Source organism: Streptomyces sp. NPDC052036 (genome assembly GCF_040680495.1).
GTDB lineage: Bacteria > Actinomycetota > Actinomycetes > Streptomycetales > Streptomycetaceae > Streptomyces.
Map to the genome: position 1 here is coordinate 35,940 of NZ_JBFAWW010000001.1, position 19,353 is coordinate 55,292.

General features: G+C 69.8%; 16 protein-coding genes. 12 read left to right on the forward strand and 4 right to left on the reverse strand.

Features of this window, described 5'->3' with window-relative positions:
- Positions 1–157 precede the first annotated feature (157 nt).
- The 9 genes from AB0L95_RS00165 to pssA all read left to right on the forward strand — a co-directional run bounded on the left by AB0L95_RS00165 (position 158) and on the right by pssA (position 11,113).
- Positions 158–1,963 (forward strand): 3-hydroxyacyl-CoA dehydrogenase family protein, encoded by a 1,806-nt coding sequence (locus AB0L95_RS00165; RefSeq protein ID WP_365154551.1) that lies wholly within the window; start codon positions 158–160, stop codon positions 1,961–1,963.
- 136 nt (positions 1,964–2,099) lie between these two features.
- A complete protein-coding gene (locus AB0L95_RS00170; protein WP_365154554.1) occupies positions 2,100–2,912 on the forward strand; it encodes a TetR family transcriptional regulator in 813 nt (270 codons plus the stop codon).
- 437 nt (positions 2,913–3,349) lie between these two features.
- Complete coding sequence (ccrA, locus tag AB0L95_RS00175) at positions 3,350–4,687, forward strand: crotonyl-CoA carboxylase/reductase (protein WP_365154556.1); 1,338 nt, start codon at positions 3,350–3,352, stop codon at positions 4,685–4,687.
- 18 nt (positions 4,688–4,705) lie between these two features.
- Positions 4,706–6,754 (forward strand): protein meaA, encoded by a 2,049-nt coding sequence (locus AB0L95_RS00180; RefSeq protein WP_365154559.1) that lies wholly within the window; start codon positions 4,706–4,708, stop codon positions 6,752–6,754.
- Entirely contained in the window at positions 6,751–7,716 is a 966-nt protein-coding gene (locus tag AB0L95_RS00185; RefSeq protein WP_355922323.1) for a CoA ester lyase, read from the forward strand. Before AB0L95_RS00180 ends, AB0L95_RS00185 begins: the two co-directional genes overlap by 4 nt.
- A gap of 5 nt (positions 7,717–7,721) precedes the next feature.
- Positions 7,722–8,234, forward strand: a complete 513-nt coding sequence (locus AB0L95_RS00190) for a MaoC family dehydratase (RefSeq protein WP_365154562.1) — start codon at positions 7,722–7,724, stop codon at positions 8,232–8,234.
- Positions 8,235–8,236: 2 nt separating this feature from the next.
- Complete coding sequence (locus AB0L95_RS00195; protein ID WP_365154565.1) at positions 8,237–9,442, forward strand: acyl-CoA dehydrogenase family protein; 1,206 nt, start codon at positions 8,237–8,239, stop codon at positions 9,440–9,442.
- Between the two features lie 170 nt (positions 9,443–9,612).
- Complete coding sequence (locus tag AB0L95_RS00200) at positions 9,613–10,269, forward strand: phosphatidylserine decarboxylase (protein WP_365156407.1); 657 nt, start codon at positions 9,613–9,615, stop codon at positions 10,267–10,269.
- 22 nt (positions 10,270–10,291) lie between these two features.
- On the forward strand, positions 10,292–11,113 hold the full coding sequence (pssA, locus tag AB0L95_RS00205; RefSeq protein WP_365156410.1) for a CDP-diacylglycerol--serine O-phosphatidyltransferase: 822 nt from the start codon (positions 10,292–10,294) through the stop codon (positions 11,111–11,113).
- A gap of 147 nt (positions 11,114–11,260) precedes the next feature.
- Here pssA and AB0L95_RS00210 read toward each other — a convergent pair whose 3' ends face one another.
- Positions 11,261–12,379, reverse strand: coding sequence for a glycerate kinase (locus AB0L95_RS00210; RefSeq protein WP_365156413.1), 1,119 nt, complete (start codon positions 12,377–12,379; stop codon positions 11,261–11,263).
- 193 nt (positions 12,380–12,572) lie between these two features.
- Here AB0L95_RS00210 and AB0L95_RS00215 point away from each other — a divergent pair, with 193 nt between their 5' ends.
- The 3 genes from AB0L95_RS00215 to AB0L95_RS00225 all read left to right on the forward strand — a co-directional run bounded on the left by AB0L95_RS00215 (position 12,573) and on the right by AB0L95_RS00225 (position 14,993).
- Positions 12,573–13,643 (forward strand): ADP-ribosylglycohydrolase family protein, encoded by a 1,071-nt coding sequence (locus AB0L95_RS00215; protein ID WP_365154567.1) that lies wholly within the window; start codon positions 12,573–12,575, stop codon positions 13,641–13,643.
- Between the two features lie 39 nt (positions 13,644–13,682).
- The gene (locus tag AB0L95_RS00220) at positions 13,683–14,174 is read left to right on the forward strand and encodes an NUDIX hydrolase (RefSeq protein ID WP_365154569.1); all 492 of its coding nucleotides are present in this window, start codon (positions 13,683–13,685) and stop codon (positions 14,172–14,174) included.
- Between the two features lie 93 nt (positions 14,175–14,267).
- Positions 14,268–14,993: a Sir2 family NAD-dependent protein deacetylase gene (locus AB0L95_RS00225; protein WP_365154572.1), complete on the forward strand. Its 726-nt coding sequence runs from the start codon at positions 14,268–14,270 to the stop codon at positions 14,991–14,993.
- A gap of 404 nt (positions 14,994–15,397) precedes the next feature.
- Here the strand turns inward: AB0L95_RS00225 and AB0L95_RS00230 are convergent, their stop codons facing one another.
- From AB0L95_RS00230 to AB0L95_RS00240, 3 genes are all read right to left on the reverse strand, one after another.
- On the reverse strand, positions 15,398–15,880 hold the full coding sequence (locus AB0L95_RS00230) for a methylated-DNA--[protein]-cysteine S-methyltransferase (protein WP_365154574.1): 483 nt from the start codon (positions 15,878–15,880) through the stop codon (positions 15,398–15,400).
- Between the two features lie 9 nt (positions 15,881–15,889).
- Positions 15,890–17,356 carry an AlkA N-terminal domain-containing protein gene (locus tag AB0L95_RS00235; RefSeq protein ID WP_365154577.1) on the reverse strand — a complete coding sequence of 489 codons (1,467 nt, stop codon included), beginning with the start codon at positions 17,354–17,356 and terminating at the stop codon, positions 15,890–15,892.
- A gap of 181 nt (positions 17,357–17,537) precedes the next feature.
- Positions 17,538–19,163 (reverse strand): FAD-dependent monooxygenase, encoded by a 1,626-nt coding sequence (locus AB0L95_RS00240; protein ID WP_365154580.1) that lies wholly within the window; start codon positions 19,161–19,163, stop codon positions 17,538–17,540.
- Positions 19,164–19,353 lie beyond the last annotated feature (190 nt).

Here is a 19,353-nt window from a genome sequence, read left to right on the forward strand (position 1 = left end):
GGTCGGATCACCGCACCCGGACGTGTGCACGTCCGTGGACGCACCGGGCGTGTGCGCTCGTCAGCCCGGCAGACACCCGCGTTTCCCGCACTGTGTGCGCCCTTCGGCGTATCCAGCCGCGCTCCCTCAGTCGTCACCTCATTCCTGGAGTCCCGCGATGGCCACTCCCCTGTCCGACACCCCTCTGTCCCCGCTCAAGACCATTGCCGTGATCGGTCTCGGCACGATGGGCACCGGCATCGCCGAGGTGCTGACCCGGGCCGGCCGCGAGGTCGTCGGCATCGACATCAGCGAGGCCGCGGCCGCCAAGGCCGTCACCGCGCTGGACGCCGCCACCGCCCGTGCCGTGAGCCGTGGCCGCCTCACCGGGCAGGAGCGCGAGGACGCCCTCGCGCGCTTCCGCACCTTCACCGACCTGCGCGCGGCCGCGGAGGCCGACCTGGTCATCGAGGTGGTCCCGGAGTCGTACGAGATCAAGCAGCAGGTCCTCAGCACCCTCGACGGCATCGTGCGCCCGGACGCCATCCTCGCCACCGGCACCAACGCCCTCTCCGTCACCCGGCTCGCGGCCGACTCGGCCCACCCCGAGCGGGTCCTCGGACTGCACTTCTTCAACCCGGCGCCGGCCATGAAGCTGGTGGAGGTCGTCTCCTCCGTGCTGACCGCGCCCGCCGCCGTCACCGCGGTCACCAACCTCGCCCTCGATCTGGGCAAGGAGCCCGTCGCGGTCGGCGACCGGCCCGGATTCGTCGCCGACGGACTGCTGTTCGGCTACCTCAACCAGGCCGCTGCGATGTACGAGGCCAGGTACGCCTCCCGCGAGGACATCGACGCCGCGATGAAGCTGGGCTGCGGTCTGCCCATGGGGCCGCTCGCCCTGCTCGACCTGATCGGCATCGACACCGCGCGTACCGTGCTGGAGGCCATGTACGCGGCCTCCCACGACCGGCTGCACGCGCCGGCCCCGATCCTCAAGCAGCTCAGCGAGGCGGGCCTGACCGGCCGCAAGTCGGGGCGCGGCTTCTACACCTACGAGGCGCCCGGCAGCCCGACCGTCGTGCGGGACGCGCTGACCTCCCTGGCGGACGCCGTCCAGACCCCGGGCCGCCAGGTCCGCTCGGTCGGTGTCGCCGGCTCCGGCACCATGGCGTCCGGGATCGCCGAGGTCTTCGCCAAGGCCGGTCACGAGGTGGTCATCGCCGCCCGCACCGAGGAGAAGGCGCAGACCGCGAAGGCCCGGATCGGAAAGTCGCTGGCCCGCTCGGTCGACAAGGGCCGGATGACGGCCGAGGCGGCCGCGCAGACGCTCGACCGGATCCGGCCGACGGGCAGTTACGACGACTTCGCCGACGTCGACCTGGCCCTGGAGGCCGTCGCCGAGGACCTGGAGATCAAGCAGCAGCTGTTCGCCACGTTCGACAAGGTCTGCAAGCCCGGCGCGATCCTCGCGACCACCACCTCCTCCCTGCCCGTCGTCGCCTGCGCCCGCGCCACCTCGCGCCCGCAGGACGTGATCGGCATGCACTTCTTCAACCCGGCGCCGGCCATGAAGCTGGTCGAGGTGGTCCGTACGGTGCTCACCGCGGACGATGTGCACGCGACGGTCCGCGAGCTGTGCGCGTCGATCCGGAAGCACCCGGTGGACTGCGGCGACCGCGCCGGATTCATCGTGAACGCGCTGCTGTTCCCGTACCTCAACAACGCGGTGAAGATGGTGCAGGAGCACTATGCGTCCCTCGACGACATCGACGCGGCGATGAAGCTGGGCGGCGGCTACCCGATGGGGCCGTTCGAACTGCTCGACGTGGTCGGTCTGGACGTCTCGCTCGCCATCGAGAAGGTCCTGCACCGCGAGTTCCGCGACCCGGGCCTGGCGCCCGCGCCGCTGCTGGAACACCTGGTGGCCGCGGGCTGCCTCGGCCGCAAGACCGGCCGCGGCTTCCGCGAATATGCCAAGCGCTGACCGGCCCGGCGACTGGTTCCAAGGCGGTGCCGACTGGGGCGGACTGCTCGATCCCCAGGGTGCCCCCCCGCCCGCGCGGGGCGGGGGGAACCCGGGACATGCGCACCATCCTGCGCACATGCAGTACGTTCGGGTCATGTCCCAGCCCGCCAAGTCCTCACGTACACCAGCTACGCCCGACGCGCCGGAGAGTGCCGCGGGCACTCGCGCCGCCGCCCAGCGGCTCAAGATGCGCCGGGAACTGGCGGCCGCGGCGATGGAGCTGTTCGCCACCAAAGGGTACGAAGCGACCACCGTCGACGAGATCGCGGCAGCCGCCGGGGTCGCCCGGCGCACCTTCTTCCGCCACTTCCGCTCCAAGGAAGAGGCCATCTTCCCGGACCACGACGACACCCTGGTCCGCGCCGAGGCGGTGCTCAACGCCGCACCCGCGCACGAGCACCCGCTGGACACCGTGTGCCGCGGTATCAAGGAAGTCATGAAGATGTACGCTGCACGGCCGGAGATCTCCGTGCAGCGCTACAAGCTGACCCGCGAGGTGCCGACCCTGCGGGAGGCGGAGATCGCCTCGGTGGCCCGCTACGAGCGCCTGTTCACCCGCTATCTGCTGGGCCACTTCGACGAGCACGCGCACGACGACGACGCGAACGACGATCCACTGCTGGCCGAGGTCGCCGCGTCGGCCGTCGTCACCGCCCACAATCATGTTCTGCGGCGCTGGCTGCGGGCCGGCGGCCAGGGGGACGTCGAGACCCAGCTCGACCACGCCTTCGCGATCGTGCGCAGGACGTTCGGCACCGGGATCGGGGCCGGCCGCGGATCCGCCCCCCGGACCGCTCCGGCCGCCGTGACCGCGCAGGGCGAGGTGCTGGTGGCGGTGGCCAGGACCGACACGCCGCTCGACGAAGTCATGCGGACCATCGAGCAGGCCCTCAAGGAGCGCTCCTAGCCGTATCCCAGCGCCTCACAGGTTCTCCGGTCCCACCACGGGCCGGTGGCGGCACTCGATGCCGCCACCGGCCCGTTCCTTTTGCCCGCCCTGCCCATACTCGTCAGTAACTTTGATCGATCATCGCTCATTTGTTACGTAAAGATTTCATCTGAGACAGATATCTGGCACCCAGTGCCTTGCGGGGTGACACGCCGTGCCATACGTTGGTGTTGTCCGGGCGGCCGGCGTGCAGAGACCTTTCGTACGCCGGCTGTCCCCGCAAGCCTCCCCGGCGAGCGCGCCCGGACGCCTGCGTCACAGGCACCCTCTCGCGCCACAAAGCGCTGCCACAGCACCACTGCGCCGAACCGACGGCACCCCTCTCTTCAGCAGCAGCACACCGACGTAACCCTCAGCGTCTCCCCTCAAGACGCTCTTTCGCCGGAGGCAACACCGTGAAGGACATCCTGGACGCGATTCAGTCGGGGACGGCCACGTCCGCCGACTACGCAGCTCTCCCGCTCCCCGAGTCGTACCGCGCGATCACCGTGCACAAGGACGAGACGGAGATGTTCGCCGGGCTCACCACCCGGGACAAGGACCCCCGCAAGTCACTGCACGTCGACGATGTCCCGCTGCCCGAGCTGGGCCCGGGCGAGGCCCTCGTGGCCGTGATGGCCTCCTCGGTCAACTACAACTCCGTGTGGACCTCGATCTTCGAGCCGCTGTCCACGTTCGGGTTCCTGGAGCGCTACGGCCGGGTCTCCGAACTCACCAAGCGCCACGACCTGCCGTACCACATCATCGGCTCCGACCTCGCGGGCGTGGTCCTGCGCACCGGCCCGGGCGTCAACTCCTGGAAGCCCGGTGACGAGGTCGTCGCGCACTGCCTCTCGGTCGAACTGGAGTCCTCCGACGGCCACAACGACACGATGCTCGACCCGGAGCAGCGCATCTGGGGCTTCGAGACCAACTTCGGCGGCCTCGCCGAGATCGCGCTGGTGAAGTCGAACCAGCTGATGCCCAAGCCCGGCCACCTCAGCTGGGAAGAGGCAGCGGCCCCCGGCCTGGTCAACTCCACCGCCTACCGGCAGCTGGTCTCCCGCAACGGCGCCCAGATGAAGCAGGGCGACAACGTCCTGATCTGGGGCGCGAGCGGCGGCCTCGGCTCGTACGCGACCCAGTTCGCGCTCGCGGGCGGCGCCAACCCCATCTGTGTCGTCTCCTCGCCGGCCAAGGCGGAGATCTGCCGCTCGATGGGCGCCGAGGCGATCATCGACCGCACCGCCGAGGACTACAAGTTCTGGAAGGACGAGCACAACCAGGACCCCAAGGAGTGGAAGCGCTTCGGCAAGCGCATCCGCGAGCTGACCGGCGGCGAGGACGTCGACATCGTCTTCGAGCACCCCGGCCGCGAGACCTTCGGCGCCTCGGTCTACGTGACGCGCAAGGGCGGCACGATCGTCACCTGCGCCTCCACCTCGGGCTACAACCACGAGTACGACAACCGCTACCTGTGGATGTCCCTGAAGCGCATCATCGGCTCCCACTTCGCCAACTACCGCGAGGCCTGGGAGGCCAACCGCCTCATCGCCAAGGGCAAGATCCACCCGACCCTGTCGAAGGTGTACTCCCTGGAGGAGACCGGCCAGGCCGCCTACGACGTGCACCGCAACCTCCACCAGGGCAAGGTCGGCGTCCTGTGCCTCGCCCCGGAGGAAGGCCTCGGCGTGCGCGACCCGGAGATGCGCGCGCAGCACGTCGATGCGATCAACCGCTTCCGGAACATCTGAGGGCAGCGGAGGTACCAGATGACAGAGCGTCAGCCCTCCGAGTCCCGGAGGCAGAAGGACCGGCCGTGGCTCATGCGCACGTACGCCGGTCACTCCACGGCCGAGGCGTCCAACGAGTTGTACCGGCGCAACCTCGCCAAGGGCCAGACCGGCCTGTCGGTCGCGTTCGACCTGCCGACGCAGACCGGCTACGACTCCGACCACGTCCTCGCCCGCGGCGAGGTCGGCCGGGTCGGGGTCCCGGTCGCGCACCTCGGTGACATGCGCCGGCTGTTCCAGGACATACCCCTGGAGCAGATGAACACCTCGATGACCATCAACGCCACGGCCATGTGGCTGCTGGCGCTCTACCAGGTCGTCGCGGAGGAGCAGGGCGCGGACATCACCCAGCTCCAGGGCACGACCCAGAACGACATCGTCAAGGAGTACCTCTCGCGCGGTACGCATGTCTTCCCGCCGGGGCCCTCGCTCCGGCTGACGACGGACATGATCGCGTACACGGTCTCCCACCTCCCCAAGTGGAACCCGATCAACATCTGCAGCTACCACCTGCAGGAGGCGGGCGCCACGCCGGTACAGGAGATCGCATACGCGATGTCCACGGCGATCGCCGTCCTCGACGCGGTGCGCGACGGCGGCCAGGTGCCGCAGGAGCGCATGGGCGATGTCGTCGGCCGTATCTCCTTCTTCGTGAACGCGGGCGTCCGCTTCGTCGAGGAGATGTGCAAGATGCGGGCGTTCGGGCGGATCTGGGACAAGATCACGCGCGAGCGGTACGGTATCGAGAACCCCAAGCACCGTCGCTTCCGCTACGGCGTCCAGGTCAACTCCCTGGGGCTGACGGAGGCGCAGCCGGAGAACAACGTCCAGCGGATCGTGCTGGAGATGCTGGCCGTGACCCTCTCCAAGGACGCGCGCGCCCGCGCCGTACAGCTCCCCGCCTGGAACGAGGCGCTGGGCCTGCCCCGGCCCTGGGACCAGCAGTGGTCGCTGCGCATCCAGCAGGTGCTCGCGCACGAGAGCGATCTGCTGGAGTACGACGACATCTTCGAGGGTTCGAAGGTCATCGAGGCCGAGGTGGGCCGGCTGGTCGAGGAGTCGCTCGCCGAGATCGAGCGGATCCAGGAGATGGGCGGCGCCATGGCCGCCGTCGAGTCGGGCTACCTCAAGTCGCAGCTCGTGGCGTCGCACGCCGAGCGCCGGGCCCGGATCGAGTCCGGCGACGAGAAGATCATCGGCGTCAACATCTTCGAGACCACCGAGCCGAACCCGCTCACGGCCGATCTGGACACCGCGATCCAGACGGTCGACCCGGCGGTCGAGGCCCGCGTCATCGCCTCGCTGCGGGCGTGGCGGGACACCCGCTACCAGCCGCCGTTCAACCACCCGCGCCCCTGCAAGGCGCTGGAGCGGCTGAAGGAGGCGGCCAAGGGCACCGCGAACCTCATGGAGGCCACCCTGGAGTGCGCCCGCGCCGGCGTCACGACCGGCGAGTGGGCCGGGGCCCTGCGCGAGGTGTTCGGCGAGTTCCGCGCCCCCACGGGCGTGTCCTCCGCGCCGGTCGCGGTGACCGCCGAGGAGGGCACGGCGATGGCCAAGGTGCGCCGCAAGGTGGACCTGACGGCCCAGGACCTCGGAGTCGGCAAGCTCCGCTTCCTGGTCGGCAAGCCGGGCCTGGACGGGCACTCCAACGGCGCCGAGCAGATCGCCGTGCGGGCCCGTGACGCCGGGTTCGAGGTGGTCTACCAGGGCATCCGGCTGACGCCGGAACAGATCGTGGACGCGGCCCTCGCGGAGGACGTGCACGCGGTGGGCCTGTCGATCCTCTCCGGATCGCACGCGCAGCTGGTGCCCGACGTGCTGGACCGGCTCCGGGAGGCCGGTGCGGCCGACATACCCGTCATCGCCGGCGGCATCATCCCCAACGCCGACGCCGAGCAGCTCAGAGCCGCTGGAGTGGCAGCGGTGTTCACCCCGAAGGACTTCGACATCACCGGGATCATCGGCCGTATCGTCGACGAGATCCGGAAAGCGAACAAGCTCGACCCCCTGGAGGTCCCCGCATGACAACGCCCGTCAACCGTCTGCGTCCGCGGCGCTCCTGCCTCGCGGTCCCCGGAAGCAACCCCCGCTTCCTGGAGAAGGCGCAGGGCCTCCCCGCCGACCAGGTCTTCCTGGACCTGGAGGACGCGTGTGCGCCGCTGGCCAAGCCCGAGGCGCGGCACACCATCGTCAAGTTCCTCAATGAGGGCGACTGGACGGGCAAGACGCGAGTGGTGCGCGTCAACGACTGGACGACCGAGTGGACGTACCGCGACGTCGTGACGGTGGTCGAGGGCGCGGGCCCGAACCTCGACTGCATCATGCTGCCGAAGGTGCAGAACGCCGAGCAGGTCGTCGCCCTGGACCTCCTGCTGACCCAGATCGAGAAGACGATGGGCTTCGAGGTCGGCAAGATCGGCATCGAGGCGCAGATCGAGAACGCGCAGGGCCTCAACAACGTCAACGCGATCGCGCAGGCCTCCCCGCGCGTCGAGACGATCATCTTCGGCCCTGCCGACTTCATGGCGTCCATCAACATGAAGTCGCTGGTCGTGGGCGAGCAGCCGCCCGGCTACCCGGCGGACGCCTACCACTACATCCTGATGAAGATCCTGATGGCCGCCCGCGCCAACAACCTCCAGGCGATCGACGGCCCCTACCTCCAGATCCGCAACGTCGACGGCTACCGCGAGGTCGCGCAGCGCGCCGCCGCGCTCGGCTTCGACGGCAAGTGGGTGCTGCACCCGGGCCAGGTCGAGGCGTCCAACGAGATCTTCTCGCCGTCCCAGGAGGACTACGACCACGCCGAGCTGATCCTGGACGCGTACGACTACTACACGTCCGAGGCGGGCGGCAAGAAGGGCTCCGCGATGCTCGGCGACGAGATGATCGACGAGGCCAGCCGCAAGATGGCCCTGGTCATCTCCGGCAAGGGCCGCGCCGCCGGCATGCAGCGCACCAGCACGTTCGAGATCCCGGAGGCCTGAGCGCGATGCAGTTCGGACGCACCTACGAGGAGTTCGAGGTCGGGGCGACGTACAAGCACTGGCCCGGCAAGACGGTCACGGAGTACGACGACCACCTGTTCTGCCTCCTCACCATGAACCACCACCCGCTCCACATGGACACGAACTATGCGGAGAGGACGACGGACTTCGGGAAGAACGTCGTCGTGGGCAACTACATCTACTCACTGCTGCTCGGCATGTCCGTGCCGGACGTGTCCGGCAAGGCGATCGCCAACCTGGAGATCGAGTCGCTCAAGCACGTGGCGCCGACCTTCCACGGCGACACGATCTACGGCGAGACGACCGTGCTCGACAAGTGGCCGTCGAAGTCGAAGAACGACCGTGGCATCGTGCATGTCGAGACCAAGGGCTACAAGCAGGACGGCACGCTGGTGTGCGTGTTCCGCCGCAAGGTGATGGTCCCCACCGAGACGTACATCAAGGAGCGCGGCGGCGAGCAGCCGGGCCGCCCCGAGCTGAAGCAGCAGGAGAAGTAGCCATGGCCCGTCTCGCCCAGACCGCCGGTCTGACCGACGTCCAGCAGGAGATCCTCTCCACCGTCCGCGACTTCGTGGACAAGGAGATCATCCCGGTCGCGACCGAGCTGGAGCACCGCGACGAGTACCCGCAGCAGATCGTCGACGGCCTCAAGGAGCTGGGCCTGTTCGGTCTGATGATCCCCGAGGAGTACGGGGGCCTGGGCGAGTCGCTCCTGACCTACGCGCTGTGCGTGGAGGAGATCGCCCGCGGCTGGATGTCGGTCTCCGGCATCATCAACACGCACTTCATCGTCGCGTACATGCTCAAGCAGCACGGCACGCAGGAGCAGAAGGACCACTTCCTGCCGAAGATGGCCCTCGGCGAGATCCGCGGCGCCTTCTCGATGTCCGAGCCCGCGCTCGGCTCCGATGTGTCGGCAATCACGTCCAAGGCGGTCAAGGACGGCGACGACTACGTTCTGACCGGCCAGAAGATGTGGCTGACGAACGGCGGCACGTCCTCGCTCGTCGCGGTGCTCGTCCGGAGTGACGAAGGACACCCCGAGGGCACCGCGCCGCACAAGTCGATGACGACGTTCCTGGTCGAAAAGGAGCCCGGCTTCGGCGAGGTCCGCCCGGGTCTCACCATCCCCGGGAAGATCGACAAGATGGGTTACAAGGGTGTCGACACCACGGAACTCATCATGGACGGTCTGCGCATTCCGGCCAATCGGGTGCTCGGCGGGGCCACCGGCCGAGGGTTTTACCAAATGATGGACGGAGTCGAGGTCGGCCGGGTGAATGTCGCGGCCCGTGGCTGCGGTGTCGCTCAGCGCGCCTTCGAGCTGGGCGTGTCGTACGCGCAGCAGCGGCACACCTTCGGCAAGCCGATCGCCCAGCACCAGGCGATTCAGTTCAAGCTGGCAGAAATGGCCACCAAGGTCGAGGCCGCGCACGCCATGATGGTGAACGCGGCCCGCAAGAAGGACTCCGGCCAGCGAAACGACCTCGAAGCGGGTATGGCAAAGTACCTCGCCTCGGAGTACTGCAAGGAAGTCGTAGAAGATGCCTTCCGGATCCACGGCGGCTACGGCTTCTCCAAGGAGTACGAGATCGAGCGTCTCTACCGCGAGGCCCCGATGCTGCTGATCGGTGAAGGTACCGCCGAAATCCAGAAAATGATCATCGGCCGCCGCTTGCTCGAAGAGTATCGACTCCAGGGCTAGTTGTCCGTTTACGGGGTGTTTTCTTCGCGAAGAAGATCACACCCCGTCAACACAGTTCGGCCGTCGACTCAGCTTCCTGGCTTGCCGAGTTGCGGTCCGCGCCCGGTACGATCGCCGGAAAGCCGCCGTCCCCCGTCGAAGCGCGGCATCATCCGCTACGAAGGTCATCCATGCCCCACAGCCAAACCTCTGCACCACGCGACAGCCTGGCCGGCGTACGCCTCGCGCGCGGAGCATCGCCGTGGCTTCTCCCGACCGTTGCCACCGCAGCACTCAGCCTGGCCCGGGCGCGCCGCTCCGGCGCCGCCAAGGCCGTGGCCGTACCCGCCACGGCCCTCGCGGCCGGCATGCTGTGGTTCTTCCGTGACCCGGAGCGCGAGATCGCTCAGGGCCGGGTCATCTCGCCCGCCGACGGTGTGGTGCAGAGCATCATGCCGTGGAAGGACGGTCGCACCCGCGTCGCGATCTTCATGAGCCCGCTCAACGTCCACGTGAACCGCGCACCGCTCTCCGGCACGGTCACGTCGGTCGAGCACATCCCCGGCGGCTTTGTTCCTGCTTTCAACAAAGAGAGCGAGAACAACGAGCGCGTAGTCTGGCATTTCGACACCGAACTCGGCGACATCGAGATGATCCAGATCGCCGGCGCGGTGGCCCGTCGCATCGTGCCCTACATCCCGCAGGGCACGAAGGTCGAGCAGGGCGACCGTATCGGTCTGATCCGCTTCGGCTCGCGTGTCGACCTCTATCTGCCCGAGGGCGTGGAGGTCGCGGTCGAGGTCGGCCAGAAGACCGTGGCTGGGGTGACTCGCATTGACCGTGATTGATCCGGAGACCCAGGCGGGCTGGGTGCCCGAGGCCGACGAGGTGGACGAAGAGGAGGAGATGCCTCTTTCTCTCCGCCTCTCGATAGCGGACACCCTCACGCTCGGCAACGCGACGTGCGGCTTCATGGCGGTGTACTTCACCACCACCGGCATCCTGATCCCGCACCTGACGGGCAACGACGAGTCGACGGGCATGGCCCGGCACAGCGCCGCCACGGCCGTGATCCTGATGCTCTGCGCGGCGGTCTTCGACCTGTTCGACGGCCTGGTCGCCCGTAAGCTCCGCTCGTCGCCCATGGGCGCCGAGCTGGACAACCTCTCGGACCTGATCAGCTTCGGTCTGGCCCCGGCGTACTTCGTCCTGGTCTACGGCATGGTGGCGGACGACGCGCACCAGCGGGTGGCCGCGCTCGGAGCGATCGTGGTGCTGCTCGCGGTGGTGCTCAGACTCGCGAGGTTCTCCTGCGTGACACCGAGAAACGGCATGTTCCAGGGCATGCCCTCGCCGTTCGGTGCGCTGACGGTGGTCTCGATCGTCCTCCTGGAGCTGCCGTTCTTCGCCACCCTGCTGGCGATCCTCGGCACCGCGTGGCTGATGGTGAGCCGGGTGGAGTACCCGAAGCCGCGGGGCCGTCTCGCGGGGGCGATGCTGTCCTGGATCGTCCTGTCGATGGGCCTCCTGGCGGCTTGGGCGTTCGACGCCCCGGGCGGCCAGCTGCTCCTCCAGACGGGCTGCGCGCTGCAGCTGGTCATGGGCGCGGTGATCCCGCTGTTCGCCACGGCGCGCCGGGTGAACAACTTCCGCGACAACCGCCGCGAGGCGCGCGCCGCGCAGCTGCCGTAACGGCCGCACGAGCTCGAAGGGCCCCGAACCATCCGGTTCGGGGCCCTTCACGTATCACCGCCGGGGTATGGGGCGGAGCCCCGGCGGGACGCCGGGGCGCAGGCCCGGCGGGGGACAAGGGCGTGCGGGTTCCGCGGGTGTGCAGGTTCAGACCAAGAAGTCCCGGGCGATCCGTTCCGCCACCCGCTCCAGGATCGGCCCCGCGTCCGTGAGGCATTTCGCGATGTCCGGTTCCGTGTCCGTCAGCGGATACGCCCGGCGGATCCCGGCCCGCCCCAGTGCCTCCGGGGGCAGGGCCAGCCGTCCGCACACCGCGACGACCTCCTTGCCGACCGCGCGGGCCGCCGCGGCGACCCCCGCCGGGGCCTTCCCGTGCAGCGTCTGCTCGTCCAGCGAGCCCTCGCCCGTGATCACCAGCGAGGCCCGCGCCAGCGCCGGCGCGAAGCCCAGGACATCCAGCATGATCTCGATGCCGGGCCGGAAGCGCGCCCCGAGAACGAGCGCGCCGTACCCGAGGCCGCCCGCGGCGCCCGCGCCCGGCGCCAGGGCGTACTCCACCGCCCGGGGACCGATCGCCCCCTCCAGCACCTTGGCGAAGTGCGTGAGCGCCGCGTCCAGGGCCTCCACGTCGTCCGGCGAGGCCCCCTTCTGCGGGCCGTAGACCGCGGGCGCCCCCTTCGGGCCGGTCAGCGGGTTGTCGACATCACTGGCGAGCACCAGGTCCACCGAGGACAGCCGGGGGTCGAGGCCCGACAGATCGGCGCGGGCCAGCCGGGCCAGTCCCCCGCCGCCCGGCGCCGGCGGCTCACCCTCCTCGTCCAGGAACCGTGCCCCGAGCGCGGACAGCATCCCCGCGCCCCCGTCCGTCGTGGCGCTCCCGCCGACCCCGAACACGATCGAGCGCGCCCCGGCGTCCAGCGCGGCCCGCAACAGCTCCCCGGAGCCGTACGTGGACGCGGTCAGCGGTGCGAGGACCCCGGACGGCAGCCGTTGCAGTCCGCTCGCCTCCGCCATCTCCACGACCGCGGTGTCGCCGCGCAGGGCGAAGGCCGCCGTCACCTCCTGGCCGAGCGGGCCCGCGACCCGCACCTCGCGCCGCTGGAACCCGGCCGCCACGGCGGCGTCCACGGTCCCGTCGCCGCCGTCGGCCACAGGCAGCGCCTCGACCTCAAGATCTGGTACGACTCTGCGCAGCCCCGCGGTGACCCGTGCCGCGACCTGTACGGCCGTCAGCGACCCCTTGAACTTGTCCGCGGCGATGAGCACCCGCTCGGCCTGCCGCGCCCGCCGGGTGTCGTTCACTGCAGCCTCCGCCACCTGCACTCCCCTTGCTCTCCAGGCCTTGCGCATGTCAAGGCAGTCGCGCCGCTGCGACCCTAGCCCGAGCCCACCACCACCGCCACGCCCGTCCGGTTCCCGAACACGGCACAACCACCGCGGAATCGGGTAGACCGAAGCCATGACCCATGCGGGCACCGAACTCGCCGACCGGATCCTCGGGGGCTGGCTCGGCCGGATCTCGGGCAACATGCTCGGCAAACCGGTCGAGCGCGGCGACCTGTGGACGCGCGAACGCATCGACCGCTATCTGCGGCAGGCCTCCGCCCTGCCGCTCACCGACTACCTGCCCGAACCCGCCACCGAGACCGACCGCCGCGAGCTGCGCCCCGAGTGGCGCCAGTGCGTGCGCGGCCGCATCCACGGCAGTTGCCGCGACGACGACGTCGACTACGCGATCCTCGGCCTCGACCTGCTGGAGACGCACGGCTTCGACTTCAGCACCGAGCAGGTTGGCGACCTGTGGCTGCTGCGGTTGCCGTATCTGCAGACGTTCACCGCCGAGCGGGCCGCGTACCGCAATCTCGCGAACGGTCTCAGGCCACCGCTCACAGCCACGTACGACAACCCCTACCAGGAGTGGATCGGCGCGCTGATCCGCGCCGACATCCATGGTTGGACCAGCCCGGGTGCCCCCCAGCGGGCCGCCGCGCTGGCCCGCCGGGACGCGGTCCTGTCGCACAGCGGCAACGGGGTCTACGGTGCGATGTTCGCGGCGGCGCTGATCTCGGCGGCGTTCACCGCGCCGAGCGTCCGGCACGCCCTGGACGCGGCGCTGACGCTGATTCCCGTGAGCAGCCGCCTCTCCCGCACCGTACGCCGGGTGATCTCCCTGCACGAGACCCGGCTGAGCTGGGAGGAAACGCTCGACACGGCGGTCGCGGAGACGGCCGGGCTCGGCTGGATCCACACCGTCCCGAACGCGGCGGTCCTCACCGCGGGACTCCTCTACGGCGACGGCGACTTCACCCGGACCATCGCACTGACCGTCCGCGGCGGTCTGGACACCGACTCCAACGGCGCCACCGCGGGCTCGGTCGCGGGCGTCCTCACCGGAGCGCAGGCGATCCCGGCGCAGTGGAAGGACCCCCTGGAGGACACGGTACGCACTGCCGTCTTCGGCTTCGACGGCGTCCGCATCAGCGAACTCGCGGACCGGACGCTACGGCTGGTGGAGACCGAAGCCCGGTGAGCCGGAGAAGCACCGGTGGCGCGTGGCTACCCTTCCAGAATGACCACTCCAGACTTCGCCACGTACATCGCGGGCCTGCCCCGCGTCCTTGCCGGGGCCGCCGTCCTGTTCCGCGACACCGCCGGGCGGATCCTGCTCGTCGAGCCCAACTACCGTGAAGGCTGGGCGCTGCCGGGCGGCACGATCGAGTCGGACGACGGCGAGACCCCGCGCCAGGGTGCGCGTCGCGAGACGCTGGAGGAGATCGGCCTCGACGTGGAGCCGGGCCGGCTGCTCGCGGTGGACTGGGTGCACGGGACGGCACGGCCGCCGCTCGTGGCGTACCTCTACGACGGCGGGGTCCTCGGCGAGGACGACCTCAAGGCGATCCGGCTCCAGGAGGAGGAGCTGCTGTCCTGGCGCCTCGTCCCGCGCGAGGAGATCACCGGCCGGCTCCCGGGCGCCCTGGGCCGCCGCGTCCTGACCGCCCTCGACGTCCTCGCCGAGGGCTCGGGCACGGCGGAACTGGAGAACGGCCACCGCGTCGGCTGACCCGGGTCCCGGGCCCGGCGTCGGTTGTCCGCGGGGAGCGTGGCGCCGATATCCGTTGGCCGCGACACAACCGCCCGACCTACCCTCGGTGACATGACCAAGCCCCTCGTCGCTCTTCTCAGCGGCGCCGGTATCTCCACCGATTCCGGGATCCCTGACTATCGCGGGCCCAACGGGTTGTGGCGGAAGGATCCCGAGGCCGAGAAGCTCGTCACGTACGAGTACTACATGGGCGATCCGGAGATCCGGCGGCGCTCCTGGCAGATGCGGCGGGGGAACCGGACGCTCAAGGCCGAGCCGAACGCCGCGCACCGGGCCGTGGCCGAGCTGGAGCGGTCCGGGGTACCGGTCCGGGTGATCACACAGAACGTGGACGGGCTGCACCAGCTCGCCGGCCTGCCCGCCCGCAAGGTGCTGGAGCTGCACGGCACCGCCCGCAGTGTCGTCTGCACGAAGTGCCACGCGCGCGGCCCGATGGAGGACACCCTCGCCCGGGTCGAGGCCGGCGAGGACGACCCGCCGTGCCTGGAGTGCGGCGGGATCCTGAAGTCGGCGACGGTGATGTTCGGCGAGCGCCTGGACCCGGTCGTCCTGGGTGAGGCGCTCGCCATCGCCAAGGCCTGCCAGATCTTCATCGCCGTCGGCACCAGCCTCCAGGTCCAGCCCGCCGCGGGCCTCGCAGGCATCGCCGCCGACCACGGCGCCCGCCTCGTCATCGTCAACGCCGAACCCACACCGTACGACGAGCTGGCCGACGACGTCGTACGCGAACCGATCGGCACCGCACTGCCCAAGCTGCTGAGCACGCTGGCCGCGTAGACGGCCGACCAGACCGGTCCCGGGCCGCAGGGTCATCGCTCCCCTGCACGAGGACATCGGCTCCCGCGCCACCGCCGCGTCCCCCGGAGCAGAAGGGCGGAATGCAGTATCTCCCGAAGCCGCCGGCCGCCCGCTGCGCCCCTGGAGGAACCATCGTGTCCGCGCAAGCCACCGATCACCGTGGGGTCGCCTTTCCTCATAACGGAAACGGCCACACATCCCCACACACAGGACGTCTGGTGGTGAAGCACCGGGCTGTCGTCGAGCTGGAGCGGTCCGAGGTACCGGCCCGGGTGATCACACAGAACGTGGACGGGCCGCACCAGCTCGCCGGTAAAACGCCCGCCGCGAGATGCTGGAGCTGCCCGGCACCGCGCCGCCCGCTCTACCGGGCACGTGGACGACTAGAAGAGGGCCGTACCGCTCTCGAAGTCCAGCAGGCGCTTCTTGCGCTCCAGGCCGCCGCCGTAGCCGGTCAGGCTGCCGTTGGCGCCGACGACGCGATGGCAGGGCACGACGATGCCGATCGGGTTCTTGCCGTTGGCGAGTCCGACCGCGCGTGAGGCGCCCGGGTTGCCGAGGGCGTCGGCCAGTTCACCGTACGAGCGGGTCTCGCCGTAGGGGATCTCGCGCAGCTGCTGCCAGACGCTGCGCTGGAACGGGGTGCCGGCCATGCGCAGTTCGAGGGTGAACTCCTTGAGCTCGCCCGCGAAGTAGGCCGCCAGTTGTTCGGCCACCGCGCCGAAGGGCGCCGTGTCCCGGTCACCGAAGGTCTCCTCCGGCGGGCGGTGGCGTTGGCCGACCATGTACAGGCCGCACAGAACACCGTCGTCGGCGACGAGGGTGAGCGGGCCGTAGGGGCTGTCGATGAGGGTGTGCTGCTTCATGGACGTTCCTTACACCGGGAGGAAGTTGATCGGGTGGCTGTCGGTCGCCCACAGATACTGGACCGCGTACGCCCGCCACGGCCGCCAGGCCGCCGCGCGGGCCGTGAGTGCCGCCGGGGTGGACGGCAGGCCCAGCTCCTGTGCGGCACGCCGGATGCCGAGATCGGTGGGCAGGAAGGCGTCGGGGTCGCCGAGGGCTCGCATCGCGATCACATCGACCGTCCAGGGGCCGAAGCCGGGCAGCGAGAGCAGTCGGGCCCGGCTCTCCTCCCAGTCACTCTCGACGCCCAAGTGAAGTGTGCCGTCGGCGAGTTGGCGGACGAGCGTGGTGAACGTGGTGCGGCGGGTGCGCGGCATCGCGAGGGACTCGGGATCCAGCACGGCCAGCGCCTCGGGTGCCGGGAAGAGATGGGTGAGGCCGCCCTCGGGGTCCTCGACCGGATCGCCGTGCGCGGTGACCAGGCGGGCGGCATGGGTGCGGGCGGCGGCCGTGGAGACCTGCTGGCCCAGCACGGCCCGTACAGCGAACTCGGCCTCGTCGACGGTGCGCGGCACCCGGCGGCCGGGCGCCTTGTCGACGAGCGGCGCGAGCAGTGGATCCGTACGCAGCAGGTCGTCGATCGCGACCGGGTCGGCGTCCAGGTCGAGCATCCGGCGGCAGCGGCTGATGGCGACGGGCAGATCGCGCATGTCACTGAGGGTGAGGCGGCATGCGATGTGGTCGGGTCGCGGGGTCAGCGTCACGATTCCATGCCCGTACGGCAGCCGGAGGGTGCGGCGGTAGGCGCCGTCGCGCCACTCCTCCACGCCGGGCACGGCGGTCGCGGCGAGGTGGCCGAAGAGGTTGTCGGGGTTGAGCGGGGCCCGGAAGGGCAGGCGCAGGCTGAGGACACCGGGGGCGATCACCGTGTGCCTGGGGAGACGGCCGCGCAGCTCGCTCGGGGAGAGCGCGAAGACCTCGCGGACGGTGTCGTTGAAGGTGCGGATCGAGGAGAAGCCGGCCGCGAACGCGATCTCCGCCATCGGCAGGGGGGTCGTCTCGATGAGCAGCCGGGCGGTCTGGGCGCGTTGGGCCCGGGCGAGCGCGAGAGGGCCCGCGCCCAGTTCGGCGAGGAGCTGGCGCTCGATCTGGCGGGTGCTGTAGCCGAGGCGGCGGGCGAGTCCGGGGACGCCCTCGCGGTCGACGACACCGTCGCCGATCAGCCGCATGGCGCGGGCGACCAGGTCGGCACGTTCGTTCCAGGCGGGCGAGCCGGGGCTGGTGTCGGGGCGGCAGCGCTTGCACGCCCGGAATCCGGCCTGCTGGCAGGCGGCCGCGCTCGGGTAGAACGTCATGTTCTCCGGCTTCGGCGGCACGACAGGGCAGCTGGGACGGCAGTAGATCCGAGTGGTCAGGACAGCGGTGAAGAACCAGCCGTCGAAGCGCGCGTCCTTGGACTGGACAGCGCGCACACAGCGCTCTCTGTCGGTGTGCATCCCGTTCCGCATGTCTCCAGCATCCGCCATCGACGGGGACAGGGCTGGCGGAATTCCGACATGAGGGTGGGCCGACCTGCCACTCCCCCGTTTACCCCGGCTTCCCCCACCTCACGCTGCGCCATGAGCCCCTCAAGTACCGCAACGCTTCAGCCGGAGCCGCACACGCACGCAGCGTGGTTCAACGTCCGAGAACTCGGAGGAGGACGGCGGCCAGTTCCCCTTCGCCGTCCGTCGGCTCGCTGTCCGTCCGCCAAGCCACGAAGCCGTCCGGCCGTACGAGGACGGCACCGTCCGGTGTCGTGCCGTGCACGGTTGACCAGTGGGGGCCGTGGCCGGTGTCGAGGTCGTACCCGGCGCCGCTGCCGATGAGGTAGGCGTCGAGCGGCACGTTCAGTCGTCCGCCCGCCGCCTGGGCGGCCTCGCGCCAGTCGGGACGTCCGCAGAGCAGGACGAAGGAGCGCTCGTACAGATCAATGGTGGAGATGCGCGCTCCGTTGTGTGTCACCCGCATGTGCGGTGCGCGGGTGCCGGGGTCGGCGGACAGGTGCAGGTGATCAGGGATGGTCGGTGCGCCGGCGTCAGCACCGACCACGGCCGCGGAGACGTACCGGTAGCCCAGCGCCACCGTCATCGGATCGATGGAGTTGTCTGCCGATGTCCTGGCGGTGTGGCCGGAGCGCTGTGCACCCGGTGCCCTCAGGGTTGCCTGTGCGCTGGTGACCTGTGCCACCGGACGGCGTTCGGACTCGTAGCTGTCGAGCAGTCCGGGGCCCGCCCAGCCACGCAGCACCGCGGCGACCTTCCAGACGAGATTGTGTGCGTCCTGGATTCCGGTGTTGGCGCCGAATGCCCCGGTCGGCGGCATTTCATGTGCCGAGTCACCGATGAGGAACACGCGTCCGTCTCGGTATCTGTCCGCCAGCCGCTCCGACGCGCGCCATAGTGCCTTGCTGGTGATCTCGACGTCCAGATCACGCACTCCGGCCGCTGCCCGGATATGCCCGGCACACCGATCGTCGGTGAGGTGTTCCACCGTCTGTCCACGCTCGGGAAACCATGGCAGCTGGAAAACCCACTGCTCTTTGTTGTCCACGGGCTGCAGCAGTCCCTCGCCCGAGGGGTCGGTGACGTAGCACAGGATGAAGCGCTCCTCCCCCACCACCTCGCGAAGCCGCTTGCTGCGGAAGGTGACGCTGACACGGTGGAACAGATCTCCTGCTCCCGACTGTCCGATGCCGAGCCGCTCACGCACGGGGCTGCGGGGGCCGTCAGCAGCGAGAAGGTAATCCGCGCGCACCCTGCGGGTCTCACCGGAATCCGCACTCCGCACGACGGCGTCCACACCATGGCCGTCCTGCGAGAAGGACAGCAGCTCTGTGCCGAAGCGCACGTCCCCGCCGAGATCCCGGGCGCCGTGGAGCAGTACGGGTTCGAGGTCGTACTGGCTGCAGTCACACCGGACCGTCGAACACAGATCGACCTCGGGCGGTCTGCCGGCGATCGGCGCCTCGAGCCATTCCCGGTGTTCCCCGTGCAGGGTGTCCACACGCAGGATGCCGCGGTTGTGGGACAACGTGCCCGCCGCTTTCCGGATCTCGGGCTCGAGGGCCGCGGTCCGGAACAGTTCCATCGTCCGTATGTTGTTGCGGCGGGCGCGCGGATGCGTGGACAGGGCCGCATGGCGTTCGACGACCCGGTGCTGGATCCCCAGACGCCCGAGGAATACGGCGGCGGACAACCCTACGAGCGACCCCCCGGCGATCAGCACAGGAACATACTCATCGCCATTGCTACGGTCATTCATCGCGTGTTCTCCTCTGCGGTCTGCAGCGCTGCGTCCTGCGGAGGTCGCCCTGCAAAACCCTGTTCCATTCCTTTTTCCGCATGCCGACTGGAGATACCCGAGCAATCGCCTGGATGCCGTAGTAAAGCTGGAGTCAAGGACTCCCGGGGGTGTGTCGGGGCCCCAACGGCTGATCATGGTTGTGGCCGGC

Coding starts and splice junctions, on each gene's coding strand:
- AB0L95_RS00165 (WP_365154551.1), top strand. CDS start 158: ATGGCCACTCCCCTGTCCGACACCCCTCTGTCCCCGCTCAAGACCATT.
- AB0L95_RS00215 (WP_365154567.1), top strand. CDS start 12,573: ATGACCCATGCGGGCACCGAACTCGCCGACCGGATCCTCGGGGGCTGG.
- AB0L95_RS00170 (WP_365154554.1), top strand. CDS start 2,100: ATGTCCCAGCCCGCCAAGTCCTCACGTACACCAGCTACGCCCGACGCG.
- AB0L95_RS00190 (WP_365154562.1), top strand. CDS start 7,722: ATGCAGTTCGGACGCACCTACGAGGAGTTCGAGGTCGGGGCGACGTAC.
- AB0L95_RS00225 (WP_365154572.1), top strand. CDS start 14,268: ATGACCAAGCCCCTCGTCGCTCTTCTCAGCGGCGCCGGTATCTCCACC.
- AB0L95_RS00220 (WP_365154569.1), top strand. CDS start 13,683: ATGACCACTCCAGACTTCGCCACGTACATCGCGGGCCTGCCCCGCGTC.
- AB0L95_RS00185 (WP_355922323.1), top strand. CDS start 6,751: ATGACAACGCCCGTCAACCGTCTGCGTCCGCGGCGCTCCTGCCTCGCG.
- AB0L95_RS00235 (WP_365154577.1), bottom strand. CDS start 17,356: ATGCACACCGACAGAGAGCGCTGTGTGCGCGCTGTCCAGTCCAAGGAC.
- AB0L95_RS00195 (WP_365154565.1), top strand. CDS start 8,237: ATGGCCCGTCTCGCCCAGACCGCCGGTCTGACCGACGTCCAGCAGGAG.
- AB0L95_RS00200 (WP_365156407.1), top strand. CDS start 9,613: ATGCCCCACAGCCAAACCTCTGCACCACGCGACAGCCTGGCCGGCGTA.
- AB0L95_RS00240 (WP_365154580.1), bottom strand. CDS start 19,163: ATGAATGACCGTAGCAATGGCGATGAGTATGTTCCTGTGCTGATCGCC.
- AB0L95_RS00230 (WP_365154574.1), bottom strand. CDS start 15,880: ATGAAGCAGCACACCCTCATCGACAGCCCCTACGGCCCGCTCACCCTC.
- AB0L95_RS00180 (WP_365154559.1), top strand. CDS start 4,706: ATGACAGAGCGTCAGCCCTCCGAGTCCCGGAGGCAGAAGGACCGGCCG.